23 protein-coding genes are annotated in these 23,348 nt (G+C 69.6%); 16 read left to right on the top strand and 7 right to left on the bottom strand.

Features of this window, described 5'->3' with window-relative positions; all coding sequences use genetic code 11:
* Positions 1–5: 5 nt before the first annotated feature.
* The 4 genes from IFU11_RS15700 to IFU11_RS15685 form a co-directional block, all read right to left on the bottom strand.
* A complete protein-coding gene (locus IFU11_RS15700; RefSeq protein ID WP_192019547.1) occupies positions 6–1,637 on the bottom strand; it encodes a chromosome partitioning protein ParA in 1,632 nt (543 codons plus the stop codon).
* Positions 1,638–1,761: 124 nt separating this feature from the next.
* A complete protein-coding gene (locus tag IFU11_RS15695) occupies positions 1,762–2,496 on the bottom strand; it encodes a FadR/GntR family transcriptional regulator (RefSeq protein WP_137243039.1) in 735 nt (244 codons plus the stop codon).
* 41 nt (positions 2,497–2,537) lie between these two features.
* The gene (locus IFU11_RS15690) at positions 2,538–4,004 is read right to left on the bottom strand and encodes an APC family permease (protein WP_137243040.1); all 1,467 of its coding nucleotides are present in this window, start codon (positions 4,002–4,004) and stop codon (positions 2,538–2,540) included.
* Between the two features lie 60 nt (positions 4,005–4,064).
* Positions 4,065–4,844 carry a carbon-nitrogen hydrolase family protein gene (locus IFU11_RS15685; RefSeq protein ID WP_192019546.1) on the bottom strand — a complete coding sequence of 260 codons (780 nt, stop codon included), beginning with the start codon at positions 4,842–4,844 and terminating at the stop codon, positions 4,065–4,067.
* Positions 4,845–4,960: 116 nt separating this feature from the next.
* Here IFU11_RS15685 and IFU11_RS15680 point away from each other — a divergent pair, with 116 nt between their 5' ends.
* The 3 genes from IFU11_RS15680 (at position 4,961) to IFU11_RS15670 (ending at position 7,018) form a co-directional block, all read left to right on the top strand.
* Positions 4,961–6,025, top strand: a complete 1,065-nt coding sequence (locus IFU11_RS15680; protein ID WP_192019606.1) for an NAD(P)H-dependent flavin oxidoreductase — start codon at positions 4,961–4,963, stop codon at positions 6,023–6,025.
* A 70-nt stretch (positions 6,026–6,095) separates the two neighbouring features.
* Entirely contained in the window at positions 6,096–6,755 is a 660-nt protein-coding gene (locus IFU11_RS15675; RefSeq protein ID WP_192003894.1) for a hypothetical protein, read from the top strand.
* Entirely contained in the window at positions 6,752–7,018 is a 267-nt protein-coding gene (locus IFU11_RS15670; protein WP_056010480.1) for a hypothetical protein, read from the top strand. Before IFU11_RS15675 ends, IFU11_RS15670 begins: the two co-directional genes overlap by 4 nt.
* Positions 7,019–7,251: 233 nt before the next feature.
* On the opposite strand, the gene purB is transcribed toward IFU11_RS15670, so the two are convergent.
* The gene (purB, locus tag IFU11_RS15665; RefSeq protein WP_064296029.1) at positions 7,252–8,634 is read right to left on the bottom strand and encodes an adenylosuccinate lyase; all 1,383 of its coding nucleotides are present in this window, start codon (positions 8,632–8,634) and stop codon (positions 7,252–7,254) included.
* Positions 8,631–9,158 (bottom strand): low molecular weight protein-tyrosine-phosphatase, encoded by a 528-nt coding sequence (locus IFU11_RS15660; protein WP_079704175.1) that lies wholly within the window; start codon positions 9,156–9,158, stop codon positions 8,631–8,633. The genes purB and IFU11_RS15660 overlap by 4 nt, the downstream gene beginning before the upstream one ends.
* Before the next feature lie 206 nt (positions 9,159–9,364).
* Between IFU11_RS15660 and IFU11_RS15655 the strand changes: the two genes are divergently transcribed.
* Together IFU11_RS15655 and IFU11_RS15650 are read left to right on the top strand one after the other, a co-directional pair.
* On the top strand, positions 9,365–9,643 hold the full coding sequence (locus tag IFU11_RS15655) for a hypothetical protein (protein WP_191939858.1): 279 nt from the start codon (positions 9,365–9,367) through the stop codon (positions 9,641–9,643).
* Complete coding sequence (locus tag IFU11_RS15650; RefSeq protein ID WP_192019545.1) at positions 9,640–11,094, top strand: hypothetical protein; 1,455 nt, start codon at positions 9,640–9,642, stop codon at positions 11,092–11,094. The genes IFU11_RS15655 and IFU11_RS15650 overlap by 4 nt, the downstream gene beginning before the upstream one ends.
* A 29-nt stretch (positions 11,095–11,123) precedes the next feature.
* On the opposite strand, the gene IFU11_RS15645 is transcribed toward IFU11_RS15650, so the two are convergent.
* A complete protein-coding gene (locus tag IFU11_RS15645; protein WP_191939856.1) occupies positions 11,124–11,516 on the bottom strand; it encodes a phage holin family protein in 393 nt (130 codons plus the stop codon).
* Between the two features lie 100 nt (positions 11,517–11,616).
* On the opposite strand from IFU11_RS15645, the gene IFU11_RS15640 reads away from it, so the two are divergent.
* The 11 genes from IFU11_RS15640 (at position 11,617) to IFU11_RS15590 (ending at position 22,951) form a co-directional block, all read left to right on the top strand.
* Positions 11,617–12,768, top strand: a complete 1,152-nt coding sequence (locus IFU11_RS15640; protein WP_371742802.1) for a histidinol-phosphate transaminase — start codon at positions 11,617–11,619, stop codon at positions 12,766–12,768.
* Positions 12,765–13,904 (top strand): thiamine pyrophosphate-dependent enzyme, encoded by a 1,140-nt coding sequence (locus IFU11_RS15635; protein WP_192019544.1) that lies wholly within the window; start codon positions 12,765–12,767, stop codon positions 13,902–13,904. The genes IFU11_RS15640 and IFU11_RS15635 overlap by 4 nt, the downstream gene beginning before the upstream one ends.
* Positions 13,901–14,881 carry an alpha-ketoacid dehydrogenase subunit beta gene (locus IFU11_RS15630; RefSeq protein WP_079704170.1) on the top strand — a complete coding sequence of 327 codons (981 nt, stop codon included), beginning with the start codon at positions 13,901–13,903 and terminating at the stop codon, positions 14,879–14,881. The genes IFU11_RS15635 and IFU11_RS15630 overlap by 4 nt, the downstream gene beginning before the upstream one ends.
* 26 nt (positions 14,882–14,907) lie before the next feature.
* Positions 14,908–16,281 (top strand): dihydrolipoamide acetyltransferase family protein, encoded by a 1,374-nt coding sequence (locus tag IFU11_RS15625; RefSeq protein WP_192019543.1) that lies wholly within the window; start codon positions 14,908–14,910, stop codon positions 16,279–16,281.
* Between the two features lie 97 nt (positions 16,282–16,378).
* Positions 16,379–17,353 carry a metal ABC transporter solute-binding protein, Zn/Mn family gene (locus tag IFU11_RS15620; RefSeq protein ID WP_192019542.1) on the top strand — a complete coding sequence of 325 codons (975 nt, stop codon included), beginning with the start codon at positions 16,379–16,381 and terminating at the stop codon, positions 17,351–17,353.
* Complete coding sequence (locus tag IFU11_RS15615) at positions 17,350–18,204, top strand: metal ABC transporter ATP-binding protein (protein ID WP_192019541.1); 855 nt, start codon at positions 17,350–17,352, stop codon at positions 18,202–18,204. The genes IFU11_RS15620 and IFU11_RS15615 overlap by 4 nt, the downstream gene beginning before the upstream one ends.
* A complete protein-coding gene (locus IFU11_RS15610; RefSeq protein ID WP_192019540.1) occupies positions 18,201–19,100 on the top strand; it encodes a metal ABC transporter permease in 900 nt (299 codons plus the stop codon). Before IFU11_RS15615 ends, IFU11_RS15610 begins: the two co-directional genes overlap by 4 nt.
* 92 nt (positions 19,101–19,192) lie before the next feature.
* Positions 19,193–19,594, top strand: a complete 402-nt coding sequence (locus tag IFU11_RS15605) for a Fur family transcriptional regulator (protein WP_079704165.1) — start codon at positions 19,193–19,195, stop codon at positions 19,592–19,594.
* A gap of 7 nt (positions 19,595–19,601) precedes the next feature.
* Positions 19,602–20,690, top strand: coding sequence for a permease (locus tag IFU11_RS15600; RefSeq protein WP_371742801.1), 1,089 nt, complete (start codon positions 19,602–19,604; stop codon positions 20,688–20,690).
* Entirely contained in the window at positions 20,683–21,495 is an 813-nt protein-coding gene (locus IFU11_RS15595) for a TIGR03943 family putative permease subunit (protein WP_242664186.1), read from the top strand. The genes IFU11_RS15600 and IFU11_RS15595 overlap by 8 nt, the downstream gene beginning before the upstream one ends.
* Positions 21,485–22,951 (top strand): hypothetical protein, encoded by a 1,467-nt coding sequence (locus IFU11_RS15590; protein WP_192019539.1) that lies wholly within the window; start codon positions 21,485–21,487, stop codon positions 22,949–22,951. The genes IFU11_RS15595 and IFU11_RS15590 overlap by 11 nt, the downstream gene beginning before the upstream one ends.
* Positions 22,952–23,348 lie beyond the last annotated feature (397 nt).

The following is a 23,348-nucleotide window of genomic DNA, read 5'->3' as shown; positions in this document are numbered from 1 at the left end:
CCCGGTCAGAGTCCGCGCGACACCGCGGCAGCCGCTGCGAGCCACGCCCGCTGCGTGCTCGACCGCAGGGCGTCGTGACGGATGACGCCGTTCTTCAACGCGGGATCGAAGGGGACGACGACCACGTCGCGCACGTAGGGTCGGAAGTCCTCGGCGTACGCGTTGGCGATCGACGTGTCCTTGGCCTCGGCCTCGGAGACGATGACGACGGCGTTGCGCGCGAGTTCAGCACCGCGCTCGCTCACGCGGCTGACGGCGGTGAGGGTGAGTCGCGCGCCCTCCTTCTTGTCTTCGACCGTCGTGGTCGGGATGACGAGCTGGTCGGTCAGCTCCACCATGCGGCGCCAGTTGGGGGCACCGGCCGAGTTGCCGGAGTCCATGACGATCAGGCGGTAGTACTTCGCGAGGACGCGATGGACGAGGTCGACCTCGTCGGCGGTCACCACATGCTCGCCGTCGGCCGCGGATCGCAGCACCTCGTACTTGTCGCCGGGCTGGTGGTGGACGAACCGCGACAGGTCGGCTCGCTCGGCGCCGGGGGAGAGGAGGTCACTCGCCGCGGCGAGGAGGTCGAGGACGGTCGAATCATGGCCGCCCTGCTCGGTCCGCCAGCCGAGCGTGCCCATGGTCTCGTTGTTGTCCCAGGCCGCGACGCCGCCACCGCCGTACCGGGCGAAGACGGACGACAGGTTGACGACGGTCGGCGTCTTGTTGGCGCCGCCCTTCTGGTTCGCGACGGAGATGGTGCGACGCCTCGGGAAGTGGCGTGACACGGCGTGGACGTCGTCACGCTCGGCGCGCTCGCTCGCGGACGGCGGCACCGAGAAGCCGAGCTTGTTGAGCAGGCCGGCGAGCCCGTGCTGCGCCGGGCCGATCGTGGGCGGCGCGAGGAACGAGGGCGCATCGCGCAGGTCGCGGCGAGCCGGGGCGGCCGGCTGGCCCGGAGCCTGCTGCTGCTGTGGGATCGGGTGCTGCTGCTGCGCGGGCGCGGCCGGCAGTGCCTGCACCGAATGCTGGGCCGGGACCGCCCGCTGCGCCGGCACCGGCTGCTGCGCGTTCGGCTGGTTCGAGACCGGCTGGAACGGCGGTGTGCCGAACGCGGGCTGCTGCACGGTCGGGCGCTGCGGCGGGACGGGCTGTGGTGCCGAGGTCGCCTGCGGGTTGGCGGAGACCGGCGGCGTGGGCTGCGCCGGGACCGGCGCAGCCGTCGACGGCTGGGCGGGGGTGGCGCGGGGCGGTGTCTGCGGCTGAACCGGGGCCGGACGCGCGGGTCCCGGCTGGGCGGGCGCGGGCGGTGGAGCTTGGATGAGCGGCACCCGTTGCGCGGCAGCGGGCGGTGGCGTGGTCCGTTGTGCGGTGCGCGCGGGCGCTGCGGACTGTGGTTCCTCCTGCAGTTCGCCGTCGACACCGATGAGGAGCACGGTGACGCTCGTGGGGTCGGTCACCGTCACGCGGATCGGTCGACCCGCCTTCCGGGCCTCCGCCTGCATCAGTTCGACGAGCTGGCGGCGGGCCGTTCCCGCGTCGGTGGCGGTCAGGTACTGCTCGGCGGTGCCGACGCGGAACACGCCGGAATTGTCCGCCAGCAGCGATGCCGTCATCGGCGGGAAGTCCTGTATCGAGGCCTTGTCGATCATGCTCTCACTCCTTCGCGGCGGGGGTGAACCCGTCCCCACTATGCCTTAGTACGGCGCATGTCGGATTTCCGGCCCCAGCCGTGACGCCTCGCCGAGGGCGCGCCTTCGATCGTCTCCAAGCGCTTCAAGGAGTGGATTGCGCGCCGTCGGTGTGGCCCGCGAGGCCGACGTACATCGAGCGGTGGAGCTCCGCGACGTGGTCGAAGGCAAGGCGACTCGCTGCTGCCGCATCGCCGTCACGGAGCGCGGCGACGAGCAGAGCATGCTCCTCGTTCGACGCGCGCAGGTACTCGATCCGGTAGGGGATGAAGTAGGAGTACAGCTCGCGGGACACGCGGTCGTGGAGGTCGGCCGCCCCCGGCACGCCTGCCGACACCGCCAGCTCGGCGTGGAACGCCGCATCGGCTTCGCGGAACCTGCTCCAGTCCGGCTCCGTTCGCATGGTCGCCACGAGGTCGTCGAGTCGACGCAGGGACGACGCTTCCGGTTCGGCCGCCGAGAGCGCCGCCAGCCCGGCTTCGAGCGTCGCGCGCTGGTCGATGAGCGCGTGCACGTGGACGGCGTCCTCGCGGTAGGCGGCGATCTCGGGCACGGTGCCCACCGCGGGCGCATCCGCGATGAACGTGCCACCCGTGTTGCCCTGCCTCCGGACGACGACGCCCTCGTCGCTCAACGCCCGATAGGCGCGCCGCACCGACATCTCGCTGACCCCGAACGCTCGAGCCGCTTCCTCGGGTGCCGGGAGCCGTTGGCCGGGCACCAGCATCCCGAGCTCCAGCGCCAGCGAGATGCGCGCGCGGACGGTGTCGACGGCGGTCGTCCGGCGGATCGCTCCGAGTGAGGGCGAACCCAGATCCATGGCACCCTCGTCTCGTCGCTGATCGACTCCGCGACCCTGGGTCAGCCGGCGGTCGGTTGGTCGGCGGTCGCCTCGCTCACCGCGCCGTCCGGCTCGGCGTCCAGAGGGAACCGCTTCCCCAACACGATACCGATCAGCATGGCGACCACGGGGATGAGGGCGAGCACGACACTCACGGTGACGCTTCCGCCGGTGACGAGCGTGAAGTTCGACAGCACGAGCCACAGCGCGAACGCGAGTCCGACCACCGCGAGGATCGGGAACACCCGCGCACCCCACGTGCGGCCGGCGACCAGCTCGGGTCGGCGCGCGAAGAACACGAGGACGGCGACCGAGGTCGTCAGCATGAGCAGCACCATCCCGACGGTCGCCACCCCGGCCATGGATCCGAAGACCCCGACGAGCGGGTCGAGGCCGGCGATGGCGAGCCCGGCGAGGACGATGGCCGCCGTCACGGTCTGCACGATCGAGGAGGTCGACGGCGAGTGGTGTGCGGGGTGACGCCGGCCGAGACGGGCGGGCAGCACCGCCTTCTGCGCCAGCGTGAACTGGTAGCGCGCGATGACGTTGTGGAAGGACAGCACGCACGCGAACAGGCTCGTGATGAGCAGCACCTGGACGACGTCGCGCATGATCGGGCCGAGGTAGGTCGTCGTCGTGTCGAGCAGGAGGTTGCCCTCGCCGGCGAGCGTCTGCTGGGCGACCGCGACGGCGTTCCCCGCGCCGACGCCCGTCACGAGCGCCCAGCAGGAGATGGCGTAGAACACGCCGATGATGACGACGGCCAGGTACGTGGCTCGCGGGATGGTGCGTTCCGGGTTGCGCGCCTCGTCTCGGAAGACCGCGGTCGCCTCGAATCCGATGAAGCCGGTGAGCGCGAAGAGCACGGCGACGCCGATCCCACCGGTGAAGATGTTGGCGGGGTCGAAGGTCTCGACCGCGATGCCGTCCGCACCGCCCGTCGCGAAGATGACGACGTCGAGCACGACGACCACGAGGATCTCGAGCGTCAGGGCGATGCCCAGCACCTTCGCGCTCAGGTCGATGTGCCGGTAGCCGAGCACCGCGACGATCGCCATCGTCGCGAAGGAGTACAGCCACCAGGGCAGGCTCGGGCCGCCGAAGTACGTGACGAGGTCGTCGAGCGCCCACCCCATGTAGCCGTACACGCCCACCTGGATCGCCGTGTAGGCCACGAGCGCGGTGAACGCGGAACCGAGGCCGAGGCGCGAGCCGAGTCCGGCCGTCACGTAGGAGAAGAACGCGCCCGCCTCGCGGACGAACGGCGTCATGGTGACGAAGCCGACGGAGAAGACGAGGAGGATGACGGCGGCGAGGGCGAAGCCGATCGGGGCTCCGGCGCCGTTGCCGGTGCCGATCGCGATGGGGACGTTGCCGCCGATCACGGTGAGTGGTGCGGCGGCGGCGATCACCATGAAGACGATGGAGCCGGTACCGAGCTGGCCGTCGAGGCGCTGACGCGGCTCGGCGATGGGGTTCACGGTCATGAGGTCACTTTCCAGGGGAGTCGGGGGACTCGGAGGGGAGGGGAGGAAGGACGGGATCCTTCAATACAGCTCGGCGCGGCGGTCGGCGAGGTAGGGGTTCTCCTGCCTGGCGCGCTTGGTGGCCTCGGGATCGATCGTGGCGATCATGAGACCGACGGCGTCCCCGTCGAGCGCGTCGAGGACCACGCCGTCCGGGCCGACGATGCTGCTGCGACCGACGTAGGTGAGGTCTCCTTCGGAGCCGACGCGGTTGACGTAGACGAGGTGGACCTGGTTCTCCCAGGCGCGCACCGGGATGAGCCGCTCGGCGATGTGCGCGTACGGCTCCATCTGCGCGGTGGGGACGATCACGACGTCAGCACCGTCGAGGGCCGCCGCGCGGACGGTCTCGGGGAACTCGACGTCGTAACAGATGAGGACGGCGACGCGGACGCCACCCAGGTCGACGGTCGGTGCGAGGGTGTCACCGGCCACGAAGAGCTGTCGGTCGAGCTCGCCGAACAGGTGCGTCTTGCGGTACCGGAGCAGCTCCGTCCCGTCAGGACCGACGAGGACGAGGGCGTTCGCGACGGCTCCGCCGGGGAGTGGTTCGGGCAGGCCGGCGAGGATCGCGATCCCGGTCTCGTCGGCGATGGCGGCGACCCGGTCGACCAGCTCCGGGGTGGCGAGCGGGGCGAGGCGGTCGCCGAGGTTGTAGCCGGTGACGAACATCTCGGGGGTGACGAGCAGATCGGCGCCGCGATCCGATGCCTGTCTGGCGGCGTCGGCGACGAGCGCGAGGTTCGCCTCGACGTCTCCGGGGACGCCGTGGTGCTGCAGTCCGGCGATGGTCAGGGTCATGGCGGTGGAGCTCCTCTGTGGGCGTGCGTCGATGCACTCAGTAAACAGCTCAAAGTGAGTTGTTTGATGTCCATCATGTTTCGATCCGGTTTCACCCGCAAGAGGCGAGGGACATACTGGGGGGCGTGCGTGCCCTTCCTGTCGACGTCCCGATCGTGCTCGGCCCCTTCGGAGGTCTGTCCTCCGTCGAGCTCACCGCGACGGTGAGTGAGCTGGGCGGCCTCGGTTCCTTCGGTCTGTACGGTTATGACGCCGAGCGCATCGAGCGGACGGTCACGGCGCTCCGCAAGCGGACCACGGCGCCCTTCGCACTGAACCTGTGGCTGCCGCGTGGCGACGAGCTGTCTCCTTACGACTCCGAGGCGTCCTTCGCAGCCGCGGTCGAGGCGCTCCGACCCGTGTTCGACGAGTTGTCGCTCGAGCTGCCCGATCGCCCGGCCCGGTACGTGCCGCCCTTCGACGAGCAGATCGAGGCCGTCCTGGAGGCGCGGCCCGCCGTGGTCAGCTTCGTCTTCGGGGTTCCACCGCGGCCGGTGGTCGACGCGGCGCACGAGCGGGGCATCGTCGTGGTCGGGACGGCGACCACGGTTGCCGAGGGACTCGCCCTGCAGGAGGGCGGCGTCGACGTCGTCGTCGGCACGGGCATGGAGGCCGGCGGCCACCGCGTCTCGTTCCTGCGAGCAGCCGAGGACTCCCTCGTCGGCCTGGTCGCCCTGATCCCGCAGCTCGTCGACGCCTTGGACGTCCCGGTGATCGCCGCCGGCGGTATCGCCGACCGACGTGGTGTCGCCGCCGCACGGGCGCTCGGCGCCGCCGGCGTGCAGGTCGGGACCGCCTTCCTCCGCACGAGCGTCTCCGCTGCGACGGCCGAGCATCGGGCGGCCATCGTTGCGACGCCCGCCGACGGCACCGTCCTCACGCGCGCGATGAGCGGCAGGCTCGGCCGGGGTGTCCCGAACCGGGTGCTGCGACAGATCGAGGCGTCGAGGGTCGTCGCCCCGTTCCCGGTCCAGAACTGGCTGACCGGGCGGTTCCGCACCGTCGCCTCCGAGCGGGGCGTCGCGGACCTCCAAGGCTTCTGGGCTGGGCAGGCGTCACTGCTGACCCGGGATCGGGCCGATGCCGAGTCCGTCTTCGCGGAACTCGCCGCGGGCCTGTCGGTCCCACCCAGGGCACCCTGACCCCGGTCCGCGTCGCCCGCAGGACCGCGTAAGCTGGAGGGGACTTCCTGCAAGAGATGAGACGTTCACCGTGCCCAGCATTCCGTTCGACGGCGCCAAGCACGATCGGTACTGGATGGTCCCGATCCTGCGTGCGGTGATCGCGCTCGCCACGGCGGGAGTCGTCACCTTCACGCAGGGCCACTCCTCGCAGTTCGGCCTCGTGGTCTTCGGGGTCTTCACGCTGCTGTCCGGCGCGATCGTCGGCGCCTTCGCGTTCCCGAACTTCTCCGACACCGTGACGCGCGCGTTCTTCCTCGGCCAGGGCGTCATCGGCGTCGTGACCGGCGTCTTCTCGCTGCTCGTGAGCGGCGGCGGGCTGAGCATCTTCCTCTACGTCGTCACCCTGTGGGCGGCCCTCACCGGATTCCTCGAGCTGTACAGCGGGATCCGCTGGCGCGGACGCCTCGCCGCGGCGAAGGACTGGACCGCGGTCGGTGCCTTCACGGTGCTGCTCGCCATCGCGACGCTCCTCGTCCCGCCCGGACTCGAGCAGCGATTCGCCGCCCCGGGAGGTGTCGAGGGTGTCCTCCGTGCGGACATCGTCGTCGTCGGCCTCGTCGGAGCATACGCCGCGATCATCGGCGTCTACCTCGTCATCGGCGGACTGTCGCTGCGGTGGGCGGGCAAGCGCCCGGTCACCGGCGCAGCCACCGACGACACCACCGGCACGGCTGGAGCCGCATCATGAGCAAGCCCAACCGCGACGACGTCCTGCGGCCGATCGAGCTCCTCGTGCTCTCGGGCGTCATGGGGGTCTTCACCGGCGTCGTCGTCCTGATGTCGACCCGCGAGATCGTCCTGTCGCTCATCGGCCTGGGCATCGCGTTCATCGCCTCGCTCGTCGTCCTCGCGATGCTGGCGCTCGCCGTGAAGCCCGACTTCCAGGAGAAGCTCGACCTCGACGAGCAGGACGGCGACGACAAGCGTCCGCCGCGCCCCTCCGGCCACTGACCGTCTCGTCCCTCCGGCCCGGAGCGTTCTTCCGGGCCCCGACTGCAGCGCGCCGTCCCTGAGCGCTCCTTCCGGTCCCTGAGCGTTCCTTCCGGTCCCTGAGCGTTCCTTCCGGTCCCTGAGCGTTCCCCCCGGTCCCTGAGCGTTCCTTCCGGTCCCTGAGCTTGTCGAAGGGCGCACGCCGACAGGCTCGGTGCCCGGTCTCCCGTTCCCCGAGCCTGTCGATGGGCGACCTACGGCAGGTAGTCCACCAGGTCGTCGGAGAGTCCGAGGTACGTCGCCGGGGTGAGCTCGAGCAGGCGCTGCTTCGCGGCGTCGCCGATGTCGAGCTTGGAGACGAACTCGACGAGCTCCGCCTGCCCGAGACGCTTGCCGCGCGTGAGCTCCTTGAGGAGCGCGTAGGGGTCCTCGATGCTCGAGCGACCGGCGGTCACCTCGGCGCGGATGACCGTCTGGATGGCCTCCGCGAGCACCTCCCAGTTGTGGTCGAGGTCCGCGGCGAGCACGTCCTCCGCGAGGTCGATCTGTCCGAGGCCGCCGAGGATGTTGTCGAGGGCGAGCAGCGAGTGGCCGAACCCGACACCGATGTTGCGCTGGGCGCTCGAGTCGGTGAGGTCGCGCTGGAGTCGCGAGGTGACGAGGGTGGCGGCGAGGGAGTCGAGGATCGCGCTCGACAGCTCCAGGTTCGCTTCGGCGTTCTCGAAGCGGATCGGGTTGACCTTGTGCGGCATGGTCGACGAGCCGGTGGCGCCCGCGACCGGGATCTGTCGGAAGTAGCCGATGGAGATGTACGTCCACATGTCCGTGGCGAGGTTGTGCAGCACGCGGTTGGCGTGGGAGATCTTGCCGTAGAGCTCGGCCTGCCAGTCGTGCGACTCGATCTGCGTCGTCAGCGGGTTCCAGTCGAGGCCGAGTCCCTCGACGAACTCGCGCGAGATGGCGGGCCAGTCCGCGTCGGGATCGGCGACGACATGGGCGGCGAAGGTGCCGGTCGCGCCGGAGAACTTGCCGAGGTACTCGTTCGCCTCGATCTGCAGGGCGATGCGCTCGAGTCGGTAGACGGTGACGGCGAGCTCGCGGCCCATCGTGGTGGGCGTCGCCGGCTGGCCGTGCGTGCGGGCGAGCATCGGGACGGCCCGGAAGTCGACGGCCTTGGTGCGCAGGGAGTCGAGGACGAGGCGCAGTTTCGGCAGCCAGATGGCGCGGACGGCCTGCGACACGGTGAGCGCGTAGGAGAGGTTGTTGATGTCCTCGCTCGTGCAGGCGATGTGGGTGAGTTCGGCGATGCGGTCGAGCCCGAGCTCGGACAGGCGGTGGCGCACGAGGTATTCGACGGCCTTCACATCGTGACGCGTGACGGCCTCCTTCTCGGCCAGCCAGTCGATGTCGGCCTGGCCGAAGTCGAGGTAGAGCGCGCGGAGCTGCTCGATCTCCGCCGGGGTGAGCGGGGAGGAGCCGAACATGGAGTGCTCGGTGAGGTAGACGAGCCACTCGACCTCGACCTGCACGCGGGCGCGGTTCAGGCCGGCCTCCGAGAGGTACTCTCCGAGCGCCGTCACGGCGGGGCGGTAGCGACCGTCGAGCGGGCTGAGCGGCTGGGCGGGGAATTCGGTCATGGGGTGGCTCCCTGGGTCAGTGCTGGTTCGAGCTGGTGGAAGAGGGATCTGCAGGCATGGTCGATCATGCCGAGGACGGTCTCGAACATCTGGGCGTCCGAGTAATAGGGGTCGGGTACGTCGCGGGTCCCGGAGGTGCTGTCGAAGCTCAGGAGCAGGTGCACCTTGGAGCGGTCGGCGTCGTTGCCCGCCCAGGCCCGCAGGATGCGTTCGTGACTGCGGTCGAGGGCGACGACGAGGTCGTAGCTGTCGAAGCGGTCGGGGTCGAACTGCTTGGCCCGGTGGGCGGTGGCGTCGTGGCCGTGCGCTCGCAGTGCGGTGACCGTGCGGTGGTCGGCGTGCTCGCCGACGTGCCAGTCGCCGGTGCCGGCGGAGGAGACCTCCACGACCCGCTCCAGCCCGGCGGCCGCGACGAGGTCGGTGAAGACGCTCTCGGCCATCGGGGATCGACAGATGTTGCCCGCGCAGACGAAGCACACGCGGAACGGGGTCGTGCCGGGGTCGGCCTCCCCGAGGGTGTTCATGCGTCTATTCTGGCCGACCGCGCCCGAGCCGTCGAACCGTTCTCAGCTGACTCCACTCCACAGCTCCACTCCGGTCGGCTTCCTCCACATCAGCACGGTGTGCCGTCGTGACCGCTCCGCCGGTTGGGCAGAGTCGAGCGTGATGCCGGCGGTGGGCGGGCGGAGGGCGAGGCGACATGGCGTTGGAGTACTACGACCCGTTTGCGATGGATTCCCCGTCGGAATGGACTGCGGAGGAGGCCCTCGCGGTACTTGAGTCGCGGGCGCAGTGCGTCGACGCCGTCCTGAGCGCGCTGAGCACCGGCATCACGGACTTCATGCACGGGCGATCCGGATTGGACTGGGTAGGGCCGGCGGCGATGGAGTTCTCCTGGGCGGCGGACGACCTCGTCGGGCGGTTGCGTGAAGCAGCGTCGGCGCTCGACGAGGCGCTTCGGAGATCACTCGGAGCCGCTGGGACCATCTCGGCTGGGAGCCTCCGGTGAGCGACGACCTCGTGCTCCGTGGTGGAGGGGTGGTCGCCGTCGCGACGGACGGCCATCTGAACCTCGCGCGCACCCTTGTTTCGCTCGGCGCCTCATGCGAGGAATGGGCAGGGCGGCTTGACGCCGTGGGGCGCATGGACACCTCCCATGCGCCGACCGGACCGCTCCTGGTCCCACAGCTCGACGGAGAGGCGGGCCGGGAGTCCGCCGCGCGGGCAGCAGCCCTGCTCAGGCAAGCCGGGGGCGAGGCGACTCACCTCGGAGAACGACTCCTCCTGTCGGCTGAGGCGTACGGCGACATCGAGCGCACGGTCGCGTCCCTCTTCGAGCTGACCGATGGCGCCAACGCCTGGGCCCTGGGCGCATCTCCAGCGTCCTGGGTGCCCGGCGCTGTCGGTATCGGAGCCGTGCTGCTGCTCGGATCCGTCGTCCGCGCGGTCGTCGGCGCGGTGTCGGAAGGGGCAGGCGAGCAGTTCGACGCCACCGCCGAACGGGGCTTGCGTGACCTCATGGCCACACCGCTCTTTGCGGATGCGGTGCGTCGCATCGTCTCGTCGGCGGATGAGTGGTTGGTCGGGGCCGGGGGGCTCCCCGCCGGCATCCTCTCCATGATGGCCACTGCCGACGGGGTGCCGGGCGTCGCGCTCGCCGCCTTGGTCGTGGCGCGCACTGCCGATGCGACCGGCGTCCTGACGGCCTCCGGGGTGCGGACATCTCCCGTCCCTCGGGCAGACGGCGAGGACGACCGCGTCTCCCCGCCGACGACGTACGAGGAGCTGGCCCGACGGATGCCGCACGGAGGGGAGGGGAGCCCCCAGATCCGGGTCGAGCGGCATGTCGACGCCACCGGGTCGGAGCAGTGGATCGTGTGGTCGGGCGGCACGATCGACACGGGTCTTCCGAACACCGGATCGGAGCCGTGGGACAACCAGAGCAATCTGGACGCCGTCGCCGCTTCAGCCCTCCCGGGTCTCGCCGCCGACAGCACGAGGGCGACCCTCGACGCCATGGAACTCGCAGGTGTCCCGAAAGGAGCATCGGTGCTGCACGTCGGGTACTCGCAGGGTGGGATCGTCGCGGCAGCCATCGCAGCCAGCGGTGACTACGACTCGTCGCTCGTCACCTTCGGGGCGCCGGTCAACACGATCGTCTTCGACGAAGACGTGCCGCGAGCGCACTTCGAGCACACGGAGGACGTCATCCCAGCGCTGTCAGGGCGCCGTCAGGGCCAGCCTGATGGAGGAACGGTCGTCAGCCGGTCGCTGTTCGACGGTGCGCCTCCGCCGAGCGGTGACGACCCGCTGCCGGCCCACCGGCTCGAGAACTACCGAGACACGGCGCGGCTCGCCGACGCGTCGTCGGATCCGCGCCTCCAGGAAGTCGTCAAGCCGCTCTCCGAGCTCGCCGGTGACGGCGAGACATCGCAGTACCGAGCGGATCGAGTGGAGTGAACCGCAATCGGACGGGTTCTTCGCGCCGGTCAGTCCTTGGTCTTCGGGCGGATGACGATGCCGAGCAGCCAGTTCACGATCGAGATGACGATCGCCCCGAGGACGCCCCACCAGAAGCCGTCGACGGTCAGGCCGAACCCGAACCAGCCGCTGATGCCTGCGGTGATGAGGAGGAGGAGTCCGTTGATGAGGAGTCCGATCAGACCGAGCGTGAGGATGTAGAGGGGGAACGCGAGCACCTTGATGACCGAGCCGATGATGGTGTTCACGACCGCGAAGATGAGCGCGACGAGCGCGAAGGTCAGGATCGTCTCGAGCGTGCCGCCGGGCGCGTACGGCGTCACGTTCACACCGGCGACGATGAGGGTCGTGACCCAGATGGCGAAGCCGTTGACGATCAGGTTCAGCAGAAAACGTCCCATGAGGGCAATCCTCCCACCCTTGCCACAGCGGGCAAAGGGCCGATTCGGACCGGCGCACTGCATTCCGACGCAGGTATCCTTCGCGGCCTAGACTCGTCGAGTGAGTGACAACCTGCCAACCACCGCCCAGCCGGCCGCTCAGCCGGGCCGGAGCCCGGTCCGTCTCCGTCCGGAGATCGCAGATCTGCCGCCCTACCGTCAGGGCAAGCCGGCCGCACCCGACGCCTTCAAGCTCTCCAGCAACGAGGTCCCGTTCCCGCCGCTCGACGCCGTCCTCTCGGCCATCACCGACACGGCTGCGGACTCCCACCGCTACCCCGACGGCGCCGCACTCGCATTGCGCACGGCGCTCGCCGAAGCCAACGGGGTCACGCCGGAACGCATCCACATCGGGGCGGGCTCGGTCGCACTCCTCAGCCAGTTCATCACCGCGACCGCCGGTCCGGGAGACGAGGTCGTCTTCGCCTGGCGCTCCTTCGAGGCCTACCCGGGTCTCGTGACCGTCGCCGGAGCAACATCGGTGCGCGTCCCGAACCGGCCCGACGGCTCCCACGACCTCGAGGCGATGGCCGCAGCCGTCACCGACCGCACCCGCGTCGTCATCGTCTGCACGCCGAACAACCCCACCGGCCCGGTCGTCGAGCGCGCCGCCTTCCTCGCCTTCCTCCGCTCCGTGCCGTCCGACGTGCTCGTCCTCCTCGACGAGGCCTACCGCGAGTTCGTCACCGACGACGACGCCGTCAACGGCATCCCGCTCCTCGACGAGCACCCGAACCTCGTCGTGCTCCGCACCTTCTCGAAGGCCTACGGACTCGCCGGCCTCCGCGTCGGCTGGGCCATCGGCCACGAGCTCGTCCTCGACGGCGCCCGCAACGCGGCCATCCCGCTCTCCAGCACCGCGCCGGCGCAGCAGGCGGCCATCGCCGGACTCGCGAACGCCGAAGACATCCGAGCCCGCGTCGCGGTCATCACCGCACGACGCGACGACCTCGCCGCCGCACTCCGCGAGCAGGGCTGGTTCGTCCCCGCGGCGCAGGGCAACTTCGTCTGGTTCGGCCTCGGCGAGCAGACGGCCGCCGCGAACGAGACCTTCCTCGCGCACGGCATCGTCGGCCGCGCCTTCCCCGGCGACGGCGTCCGCATCTCGATCGGTGAAGCCGAGTCGATCGAACCGCTCCTCGCCGCCGCTGCAGAGATCCTCGCCGGGCTGCCGGCCGACCACCCGACACGAGAGGGAGTGCGCTCACGATGAGCCGTTCCGGAGACGACCCCACCGTGCCCAGCGTCCAGTTCATCGACGCGGCCGGCACCTTCGCGCCGAACGAACACGCGGAGCGCTACCAGCCGTTCCTCGATCGCCTGACCGAGACCGACCTGCAGCAGTTCTACCGCGACATGGCGAACGTCCGCGCCTTCGACATCGAGGCGACGAACCTGCAGCGCCAGGGCCAGATGGCGCTGTGGCCGCCGAGTCACGGGCAGGAGGCGGCACAGGTCGGTTCAGCCCGTGCGGCGCGAGCCCAGGACCACATCTTCCCCTCCTACCGCGAACACGTCGTCGCGATGATCCGCGGCGTCGACCCCATCGACATCGTCCGCCTCATGCGCGGCAACACGCACGGCGGCTGGGACCCGGCAGATCCGTCGAACGGCAACATGCACCTGTACACGCTCGTGCTCGCCGCCCAGACCCTGCACGCGACCGGCTACGCGATGGGCCTGAACTTCGACAAGGCCGTCGGCACCGGCGACCCCGACCGCGACACGGCCGTGCTCGTCTACTTCGGCGACGGCTCGAGCTCCGAGGGTGACGCGAACGAGGCCTACATCTACGCCGCCAGCTACCAGACGCCGCAGGTGTTCTTCCTCCAGAACAACCAGTGGGCCATCTCCGTCCCCGTCTCCCGCCAGGCCCGCGAGCCGCTGTATCAGCGCGCGGCCGGCTTCGGCCTCGACAGCGTCCGCATCGACGGCAACGACGTGCTCGCGAGCTACGCGACGGCGGCGAAGCACCTCGACGACGCCCGCGCCGGCCACGGCCCGAGCCTCATCGAGGCGATGACCTACCGGGTCGGCGCCCACACCACGAGCGACGACCCGACCAAGTACCGCACCGACGACGAACTCCAGTCCTGGATCGCGCGCGACCCGATCGTCCGGTTCAAGACGTACCTCCAGGGGCTCGGCGCTTCCGACGCGTTCTTCGCCGAGGTCGACGAAGAGGCTGCTGCGCTCGCCGAGGACACCCGCGTCCGCACACTCGCTCTGGAAGCGCCCGGCCACGAGCTCATCTTCGACGGCGTCTACTCCGAACCGCACCCGCTCATGGTCGAGCAACAGGCCTGGCTCGAACGCTACGAGGCCTCGCTCGAAGGAGGCAACGCATGACGACGACCACCATGCCGATGGCCAAGGCGCTGAACGCCGGCCTCCGGAAGGCGATGACCGAGGACGACAAGGTCCTGCTGATGGGCGAGGACATCGGCCCGCTCGGCGGCGTCTTCCGCGTCACCGAGGGCTTGCACGCCGAGTTCGGCGGCGACCGCGTCCTCGACACCCCGCTCGCGGAGTCCGGCATCGTCGGCACCGCGATCGGTCTCGCCATGCGCGGCTACCGTCCGGTGTGCGAGATCCAGTTCGACGGCTTCGTGTTCCCGGCGTTCAACCAGATCACGACGCAGCTCGCGAAGCTCACCAACCGGCACGAGGGCAAACTGCAGATGCCCGTCGTCATCCGGATCCCCTACGGCGGACACATCGGCGCGGTCGAGCACCACCAGGAGAGCCCCGAGGCGTACTTCGCCCACACGGCCGGCCTGCGCGTGGTCAGCCCGTCGACCCCGAACGACGCCTACTGGATGATCCAGGAGGCCATCGCCTCGAACGACCCGGTCGTCTTCCTCGAACCGAAGAGCCGCTACTGGCCGAAGGGCGAGGTCGACCTCGACGGTTCGGCCGCCCCACTGCACGGCAGCCGCATCGTCCGCACCGGCACGGAGGTCACCCTCGCCGGACACGGCGCGATCGTGAGCGTCATGCTGCAGGCGGCTGAACTGGCCGCCACGGAGGGCACGAGCGTCGAGGTCGTCGACATGCGCTCGTTGTCGCCCATCGACTACGACCCGCTCGTCGAATCCGTCCGCCGGACCGGCCGCCTCGTCTACGTGCAGGAGGCGCCCGGCTTCACGAGCGTCGGCTCGGAGATCGCGGCGACCGTCACCGAGCGCGCCTTCTACTCGCTCGAGGCACCCGTTCTTCGGGTGTCCGGGTTCGACACCCCGTTCCCGCCGGCGAAGCTCGAAGGCGTCTACCTCCCGGATGCCGACCGCATCCTCGAGGCCGTCGATCGCTCGCTGGCGTACTGAACACCGAAGGAAGACGAGGAACCACGATGAGTGATCTCCAGTTCGAACTGCCGGACGTCGGCGAAGGCCTGACCGAGGCCGAGATCGTCGCATGGAAGGTCGCGCCGGGCGACGCCGTCTCGGTCAACCAGGTGCTGGTCGAGATCGAGACCGCGAAGTCGCTCGTCGAACTCCCGTCGCCGTTCGCCGGCACTGTCGGCGCCCTGCTCGTCGAGGAGGGCCAGACCGTCGACGTCGGGACGCCCATCATCAGCGTGAGCACCGGTGGTGGGGCAGCGACCGCCGAGCCGACCGCGCCCGCACCGGCGGTCATCGAGTCGGAGGAGGCCACGCTGGCCGCCGACACCGCGGCGAGCGTCTCTCCTGCCGAAGAGCCGCGCCCTGGCGCCGTGCTCGTCGGATACGGCAGCGCCGGCCACACTTCGAGTCGCCGCCGTGGCCGTGGCGCGACGCCCGTCGTCGAGCCGGCGAGCCCGGCCGTCACCCCGCAGCCGCCCGTGCGCCGCCAGCCGCCGTCGAGCATCCCCGCCGCGTCCGCGCTGCCGGTCATCGCCAAGCCGCCGATCCGGAAGCTCGCGAAAGACCTCGAGGTCGACCTCACGGCCATCGAGGGCACCGGGCTCGCGGGGGAGATCACCCGCGACGACGTCATCCGTGAGGCCAGCCAGGCGAGCGTGTTCCGCAACATCGAGACGCCGGAGTGGGCCGACGAGCGCGAGGAGCGCATCCCGGTCAAGGGTGTCCGCAAGGCCATCGCGACGGCCATGACCCGCAGCGCCTTCACCGCGCCGCACGTCTCCCTCTTCGTCGACGTCGACGCGACGCGCACGATGGAGTTCGTCAAGCGTCTGAAGAACTCCACGGACTTCGCCGGCGTCAAGGTCTCGCCGCTGCTCATCATGGCCAAGGCGATGATCTGGGCGGTCCGCCGCAACCCCACGGTCAACAGCGAGTGGACGGACCAGGAGATCATCGTCCGCCACTACGTGAACCTCGGCGTGGCAGCCGCGACACCGCGCGGACTGATCGTCCCGAACGTCAAGGAGGCGCAGGCGATGAGCCTGCTCGAGCTGGCGCGAGCCCTCGAGACCCTCACCCTCACGGCCCGCGACGGCAAGACGCCGCCCGCCGACCAGCAGAACGGCACGATCACGGTGACGAACATCGGTGTCTTCGGCATGGACACCGGTACCCCGATCCTCAACCCGGGCGAGGTCGGCATCGTCGCGCTCGGCACGATCAAGCAGAAGCCGTGGGTCGTCGACGGCGAGGTGCGCAGTCGGTTCGTGACGACGCTCGGTGCCTCCTTCGACCACCGCGTGGTGGACGGCGACGTCGCGAGCCGCTTCCTGGCGGACGTCGCGTCGATCATCGAGGAGCCGGCGCTGCTGCTCGACTGAGTACACCTGCTCAGGAACCTTCCAGCCGGGCGATTTTGAGAATCAGTATCAATAGGCGTACCGTTGGCCTTCTCACCCCGATCGAGAAGGTTCATCAATGCGCGCTCGCACCCTGCTCCCAACCTTGGCCATCTTCCCGGCAGCCGCCCTCGTCCTCGCGGGCTGCTCCGGCAGCGGCGCGTCGGGCGCGGCCGACGACGGCAAGATCAACATCGTCGCCTCCACGAACGTCTACGGCGACATCGCCTCGAAGATCGGCGGCAAGGACGTCGAGGTGACCTCGCTCATCTCCTCGGCAGCCCAGGACCCGCATTCCTACGAGGCGAGCACGCAGGACCAGCTCTCCATCAAGAACGCCGACCTCGTCATCGAGAACGGCGGCGGCTACGACCCGTTCGTCGACACGCTCCTCGACGCCGCCAAGAACGGGTCCGTCGAGGTCGTCAACGTCGTCGACCTGTCGGGCCTCGCCCCGGACGACGACCACGCCGACGAGCAGCACACGGACGAGGCGCACGCCGAGGACGACGGCCACGACCACATCGAGGGCTTCAACGAGCACGTCTGGTACAGCTTCCCGACGATGGCGAAGCTCGCCGACGAGCTGGCCAAGGAGCTCGGCGAACTCGATAGCGCGAACGCCGCCACGTACACCGCGAACGCGAAGGCCTTCACGGAGTCCCTCGGCACGATCGAGACGGCCCAGGCCGCGATCAAGACCGCACACGACGGCGAGGGCGTCGCCATCACCGAGCCCGTCCCGCTCTACCTGCTCGAGGGCGCCGGACTCGTGAACCGCACCCCCGAGGCGTTCAGCGAGGCGATCGAGGAAGGCACCGACGTGTCACCGACCGTCCTCAAGGAGACGCTCGACCTCTTCGGCGGCGGATCGGTCGCGCTGCTTGCCTACAATGAGCAGACGAGTGGCGGCGAGACCGAACAGGTCAAGACCGCCGCGGAGAACGCAGGCGTGCCGGTGCTGTCATTCACCGAGACCCTCCCGGACGGCAAGGACTACCTCTCGTGGATGACCGAGAACGTCGACGCCGTGGCGGACGCACTGAATCGATGACCAGCGGTCCGACCAACGGCTCAGGCCCCGTCGACGTCCTCGCGCTCGCCGGGGCCGAGCTCGGTTTCGGCGGACGAACGCTCTGGGACGGCCTCGACCTCTCGGTGCGACCGGGGGAGTTCCTCGCCGTGCTCGGCCCGAACGGCTCCGGCAAGACGAGTCTGCTGCGCACCATGCTCGGGCAGCAGCAGCTCGACCGCGGGACCATCAGGGTCGCCGGAGGCCCGGTGCACCGCGGCGACCGCCGCATCGGCTACATCCCGCAGCAGAAGCTCATCCCCGCCGGCACGCCGATGCGCGGTCGCGATCTCGTCGCCCTCGGCGTCGACGGTCACCGCTTCGGACTCCCCATCCGCACCGCGGCGACGAAGCGTCGGGTCGACGAGCTGATCGCCTCCGTCGGCGCGACCGCCTACGCCGACGGCGCCGTGGGCACCCTGTCCGGCGGTGAGCAGCAGCGGCTCCGCGTCGCCCAGGCGCTCGCGGACGACCCGATCCTCCTCCTCTGCGACGAACCACTGCTCAGCCTCGACCTCCAGCATCAGCGCGGGGTCAGCGAACTCATCGACCGGCGCCGACGCGAGCACGACACCGCGGTGGTCTTCGTCACCCACGACGTGAACCCGGTGCTCCCCATGGTCGACCGCATCCTGTACCTCGCCGGCGGCCGGTTCCGGGAGGGCACCCCCGACGAGGTGCTCCGCAGCGAGGTGCTGTCGGAGCTCTACGGCACCCCCGTCGACGTGCTCCGCAGTCACGGCCGGGTCGTCGTGGTCGGCATCCCCGACAGCGAGACCCATCACCATCATCACGACGATCCGCACACCGGTGCGGTGGGGGTCGGCGCATGAACACCGACGACCTCTGGGGGCGCTTGTTCAACTTCCAGGACTACGGCGCACTCCTCGAACTCGTGCAGAACTCGATCATCGCCGGCGCGGTCCTGGGCATCGTCGGCGGCCTCATCGGCGTGTTCGTCATGCAGCGGGACATGGCGTTCGCGGTGCACGGGATCAGCGAACTGTCCTTCGCCGGCGCCGCCGGTGCGCTGCTGTTCGGGGCCAACGTCGTCGTCGGGTCCCTCGCGGGTTCTCTCGTCGCGGCGATCCTCATCGGCTTGCTCGGCTCCAAAGCGCGCGACCGCAACTCGATCATCGGGGTGCTCATGCCGTTCGGCCTCGGTCTCGGCATCCTCTTCCTCGCGCTCTATCCGGGCCGGAGTGCCAACAAGTTCGGGCTCCTCACCGGGCAGATCGTCTCGGTCGACGACCCGCAGCTCGGCCTGCTCATCGTCATCAGCATCGTCGTGCTGGTCGCCCTCCTCCTCCTCTGGCGACCGCTCAGCTTCGACAGCCTCGACCCGGACGTCGCCGCAGCGCGTGGGGTGCCGAGCCGGTTCGTCTCGCTCGCCTTCATGGTGCTGCTCGGGCTCACGGTCGCGGTGTCGGTGCAGATCATCGGTGCGCTGCTCGTCCTCGCGCTGCTCGTGACACCTGCTGCCGCGGCGCTCCGGGTGTCGTCGTCGCCCGTCCTCGTCCCGGTGTTGAGCATGCTCTTCGGCTTCGTCTCGGCGGTCGGTGGCATCCTGCTCGCCATCGGTGGATCGCTCCCGATCAGCCCCTACATCACGACGATCTCCTTCCTCATCTACCTCGTCTGCCGCATCGTCGGGCCGCGCACCGCGTCCGGACGACGTGGTCGTCGGGCACCCGTCGGCGAGACGCGGCACACCCAGGTCGCGCGATGACCGTGGACTGTGCACCGCGTCCGCGCGGAGCTGCTTCGGAGCGTCCTCCGAGCGGTTCCCGGGTACCCTTGAAGCGACAGGCAGGAGCACCCGTGGCGAAGCGCAACACCTGGCAGCGAGAAGCTGTCCGCGAGGCCCTCGGCGGCAACGACGGATTCATCAGCGCTCAGGGTCTGCACGCCGAACTCCGCGACACCGGTTCGCCGATCGGGCTCGCGACCGTGTACCGCGCCCTCTCCGACCTCGCGGTCGAGGGCGAAGCGGACTCCCTGCAGTCGCCTGAGGGCGAGAACCTCTACCGCGCCTGCACGCCGGGCACCCACCACCACCACCTCATCTGCCGCAACTGTGGTCTCACCATCGAGATCGAGGCCGACGAGGTCGAAGCCTGGGCGCGCTCGGTCGCGTCGCAGCACGGGTTCACCGAGGCGAAGCACGTCGTCGACGTCTTCGGGCTCTGCGAGAACTGCTCGGCGGCGGCCCAGCGCGCGTGAGGCCGGAGTGAGCAGGACGACCGGAACCCTCGGGGTCGACGACGACTGGACCGCGCCCGACGACGACGGCGCGGAGCACTGGGGTCGCACCGAAGGACGTGATCCGCGGAACCTGCGCACACCGCTCCTGATCGGTGTCGCACTGCTCGTGGTGGTCGGGCTCTTCGTGCTCCGGGCGCTCATGCCGCTCGGTGAGGCGCTCACCCCGCCCACCGCGGTGCGCGACTTCGTGACCCTGACGCTCAGCGTGGTGGTGGAGTCCCTGCCGTTCGTGGTGCTCGGCATCGTGCTGTCGATCCTCGTGCAGATCTGGCTTCCCGACGGCTGGCTCGAGCGGTGGTTGCCGACGCACCCGATCCTCCGCCGAGCCTGCATCTCACTGCTCGGCATGTTCCTGCCGGTCTGCGAGTGCGGCAACGTCCCACTCGCCCGCGGCCTCATCGTGCGCGGGTTCACGGTGCCGGAGTCGATCACCTTCCTGCTCGCGGCGCCGATCCTCAACCCCATCGTCATCGTCACGACGCATCAGGCCTTCGGCTGGGACGGCGGGATCCTCGTCGCCCGGCTCGTCGGCGGGTTCCTGCTCGCGAACCTCATCGGGTGGCTCTTCAGCAAGCACCCCGACCCCAGCTCGCTGCTCACGCCGACCTTCCAGGCCAGCTGCGAGGTGACCGAGCAGCACGGGCACGAGCACACGAAGGTGGAGCGCAGCCTGCAGCAGTTCGTCGCCGAGGCGCGCGCGATCATGCCGGCGCTGCTCATCGGGTCGGCCGTGGCCGGTGCCGTGCAGGTCCTCGTCCCACGCGAGGTGCTCGTCACCCTCGGCGCGAACCCCGTCTGGTCGGTGCTCGCGATGATGACGCTCGCCGTGATCGTCTCGATCTGCTCGAATGTCGACGCCTTCTTCGTGCTGTCCTTCGGATCGACGTTCATGCCCGGCTCGATCGTCGCCTTCCTCGTCCTCGGCCCCGTCGTCGACGTCAAGATGCTCGCACTCATGCGCACCACCTACACGACCAGGACCCTCGTGATCATCACCGCGGTCGCCGTGCTGTTCTCGGCGGCCCTCGGATTCGGAGTGAACGCCCTTGCCTGATCAGAACGCCACCCATGGACACGCGTACGCCGAGACGTCGGCGGTCGGCGATCGCCGCGTCCCACTGCTCGAACGCCTCCGGCAGCGATGGTGGGGCGTGCTGCTGCTCGTCACCGCCGCCGTGTGCATCCTCTGGCTCGCGCTGACCGATCGCCTTGGGCTCTACATCCACCCGCGATACTTCGTCTTCACCGTCATCATGGCGCTCATCGCGGTCGCGCTCGGCATCGTCAGCGTCCTCGTCCACGTGGACGTCGAGGAGGTGCCGAGGCGTCGTGGGCGAACGGCGCTGCAGCTCGCCTCCGTCGTGGGCAGTCTCGCGGTGGTCGGCGCGATGGTGGTGCTGCCGCCGTCGACGCTCTCGGTCGCGACGGCCGACCAGCGCGCGGTGAACTCCGGCACGCTCGCGGGTGAGGTCCAGGGGCAGGACGCCCAGACGGTGCTGACCTCGAACCCGGACTTCAGCACCTTCGGCATCAAGGACTGGGCCACGCTGTTGCGCCAGACGACGCGTCCCGCCGACCTCGAGGGGCGCGCCTTCACCGGGGTCGGCTTCGTGATCGCCGATCCGGACGCGGCCGACGTCTTCTACGTCTCTCGGTTCGTCGTGAACTGCTGCGCCGTGGACGCCCAGCCGGTCGGTGTGCCCGTGCAGCTCGACGGCTGGGACCAACAGCTCAAGCCCGGCGACTGGGTCGAGGTCTCGGGGGCGCTCACCGCGAGCGACGCCTCGCATCTGCCGTTGGTGGTCGGGACGGCGAAGGTCGACAAGGTCGAGGAGCCGGCGGACCCGTATGACTACTGATCGCCGGGATGCTGCACGAGGCCGGTCGACGCAGGCCGCCGGCGACCGGAGCGGTTTCGGCCGACTGGTCGCGATCGTGCTGATCGCGCTCGTCGTCATCGGCGGCGGCGCGGCCGTCGTGGGCTTGACCCAGGGGCCGAAGCTCGTCCGCACGGTGGTCGACCCGACCGGACTCGTGGAGTCCTGGGGCCAGCGGGTCGTCCTGGCGGTGAACCAACCGATCGCGGATCTCGGGTCGGACCGGGTGCGGATCGAGCCGGCAGCAGACTTCGACGTCAGTACCGGGGCCGGCGGCATCACGCTGGTGTTCCCCGAGCCGCTCGCCTATGCGACGGACTACCGGATCACGGTCGACGGTGTCACCGCGCCGGGTGGCGGACCGGCCGCCACGCTCACGACGACCTTTTCGACGCCGCCCGTCGAGGGGTTCTCGCTCGTGCGGAGTCCGGTCAAGGAGGGCGGCTCGGCGGCGACGAAGGCGGACGACCGGATCGTGCGGCTCTCGATCGGCGGTGGTGAACCCGAGACCGCGTACGAAGCGGCGAAGATCCAGGAGTTCGCGACGATCGGCAACTCCCTGATCGTCGTGGAGCAGGAGACGAGCGGGCTCGGTCGCATCGTGGTGGTGGACACGACCGACGGGAGTACCCAGGAGGTGGCACTCCCGATGGGCGGGATGATCACCTCATTGCAGACCGCTCCGGCGCAGAGTCGGGTGGGGTTCCTGTTCACGGAACAGTCGTTCGGTCGCGACGGCGGCGACAACCTCACGCTGTACTCGTTCGAGCTGCGGCAGGGGAAACCCACCGAGGCCGCCCGGGTCGGCGGGATCGACGGGGCTGCGGTCCAGGCGGCGGAGTGGTCGTTCGTGCCCCGGACCTCCTCGATGCTCGTCCGCACGGTGGACAACTCGCTCGAGCTGCTCGATCCTGCTGCGACGACCGATCCGGTGCTGCTCGGCCGGGCATCCCTCATCTCGAGCTACATCCCGGGCACCACCAAGGTCGTCATCGAGCAGGTCGACGGTGTGGTCGTGCTCGACCTTGCGACGGGGAAGAGCGAACCGTTCGTCCTGCCCTCGGTGGCACCCACCGAGATCCCCGGACAACTCGTCGCACTGTCCGAGTCCCTGTCGGCAAGGATCTACGCCGATTACGACCGCGCCGCCGGAACCACGGAGCAGCGGGTACTGGCGATCAAGGACGGCGCGACCGCCGAGCTCTATCGACCTGAGCCGGGTGCCGTCATCTGGTCACTGTGCGCGAGCCCGAACGCGGAGTACGTCGCGGTCGTCGTCGTCCCCGACTTCGCGAAGGCCGGCTTCGACGGGTACGCCAACGCGCCGATGCCCAACGGTCCCGAGATCGAGGTCGTCGACGCCCGCACCGGCAAGGTGGTCGGGACGCAGGCCGGGTTCGACCTGTCCTGGTGCGCAGGCACTGGTGTCGCGCAGTGACCCTGCGCCGACCCGTTCGCGGCCGCCTCGGTGAAAACCGCGTGATTCCGGGCGACACGCCCGGGATGCAAGCGGAATTTGCCACGATCCCGAGACACACGTAGAGTAATCACTCGTCACCCCAAAGGTGCGGGAAGCGGAAGAGCTTCTCGGCCTCAAGCGGGGACAATCCCCAGCCAAAAGCGAGAACATTTCGATGTTACCGTTTCAAGTCTCGGTTGGATGACTTCCTCCTGGTGTCACTCGTGCTCAGCATGACTCTGTTCGCAGAGCGGCTGAAACGCCGAGTTGACAACAAGCCGGGAAGATGTAATATAGAGAAGTTGCCCTGCAGGGCGGTCGTGATGGCCAAAGGCAGGAGCATCCGATCCTTGAGAACTCAACAGCGTGCACAATG

It is taken from the genome of Plantibacter sp. CFBP 8804 (assembly GCF_014841225.1).
Classification (GTDB): Bacteria; Actinomycetota; Actinomycetes; order Actinomycetales; family Microbacteriaceae; genus Plantibacter; species Plantibacter auratus.
The sequence above is the reverse complement of the archived record's forward strand: the minus strand, read 5'-3'. Positions and strand labels throughout refer to the sequence as shown.

Bases quoted from the DNA above. Each gene is read 5' to 3' on its own strand.
- IFU11_RS15700 (WP_192019547.1), bottom strand. From the start codon at position 1,637: ATGATCGACAAGGCCTCGATACAGGACTTCCCGCCGATGACGGCATCG.
- IFU11_RS15695 (WP_137243039.1), bottom strand. From the start codon at position 2,496: ATGGATCTGGGTTCGCCCTCACTCGGAGCGATCCGCCGGACGACCGCC.
- IFU11_RS15690 (WP_137243040.1), bottom strand. From the start codon at position 4,004: ATGACCGTGAACCCCATCGCCGAGCCGCGTCAGCGCCTCGACGGCCAG.
- IFU11_RS15685 (WP_192019546.1), bottom strand. From the start codon at position 4,844: ATGACCCTGACCATCGCCGGACTGCAGCACCACGGCGTCCCCGGAGAC.
- IFU11_RS15670 (WP_056010480.1), top strand. From the start codon at position 6,752: ATGAGCAAGCCCAACCGCGACGACGTCCTGCGGCCGATCGAGCTCCTC.
- purB (WP_064296029.1), bottom strand. From the start codon at position 8,634: ATGACCGAATTCCCCGCCCAGCCGCTCAGCCCGCTCGACGGTCGCTAC.
- IFU11_RS15660 (WP_079704175.1), bottom strand. From the start codon at position 9,158: ATGAACACCCTCGGGGAGGCCGACCCCGGCACGACCCCGTTCCGCGTG.
- IFU11_RS15655 (WP_191939858.1), top strand. From the start codon at position 9,365: ATGGATTCCCCGTCGGAATGGACTGCGGAGGAGGCCCTCGCGGTACTT.
- IFU11_RS15645 (WP_191939856.1), bottom strand. From the start codon at position 11,516: ATGGGACGTTTTCTGCTGAACCTGATCGTCAACGGCTTCGCCATCTGG.
- IFU11_RS15635 (WP_192019544.1), top strand. From the start codon at position 12,765: ATGAGCCGTTCCGGAGACGACCCCACCGTGCCCAGCGTCCAGTTCATC.
- IFU11_RS15630 (WP_079704170.1), top strand. From the start codon at position 13,901: ATGACGACGACCACCATGCCGATGGCCAAGGCGCTGAACGCCGGCCTC.
- IFU11_RS15625 (WP_192019543.1), top strand. From the start codon at position 14,908: ATGAGTGATCTCCAGTTCGAACTGCCGGACGTCGGCGAAGGCCTGACC.
- IFU11_RS15620 (WP_192019542.1), top strand. From the start codon at position 16,379: ATGCGCGCTCGCACCCTGCTCCCAACCTTGGCCATCTTCCCGGCAGCC.
- IFU11_RS15615 (WP_192019541.1), top strand. From the start codon at position 17,350: ATGACCAGCGGTCCGACCAACGGCTCAGGCCCCGTCGACGTCCTCGCG.
- IFU11_RS15610 (WP_192019540.1), top strand. From the start codon at position 18,201: ATGAACACCGACGACCTCTGGGGGCGCTTGTTCAACTTCCAGGACTAC.
- IFU11_RS15590 (WP_192019539.1), top strand. From the start codon at position 21,485: ATGACTACTGATCGCCGGGATGCTGCACGAGGCCGGTCGACGCAGGCC.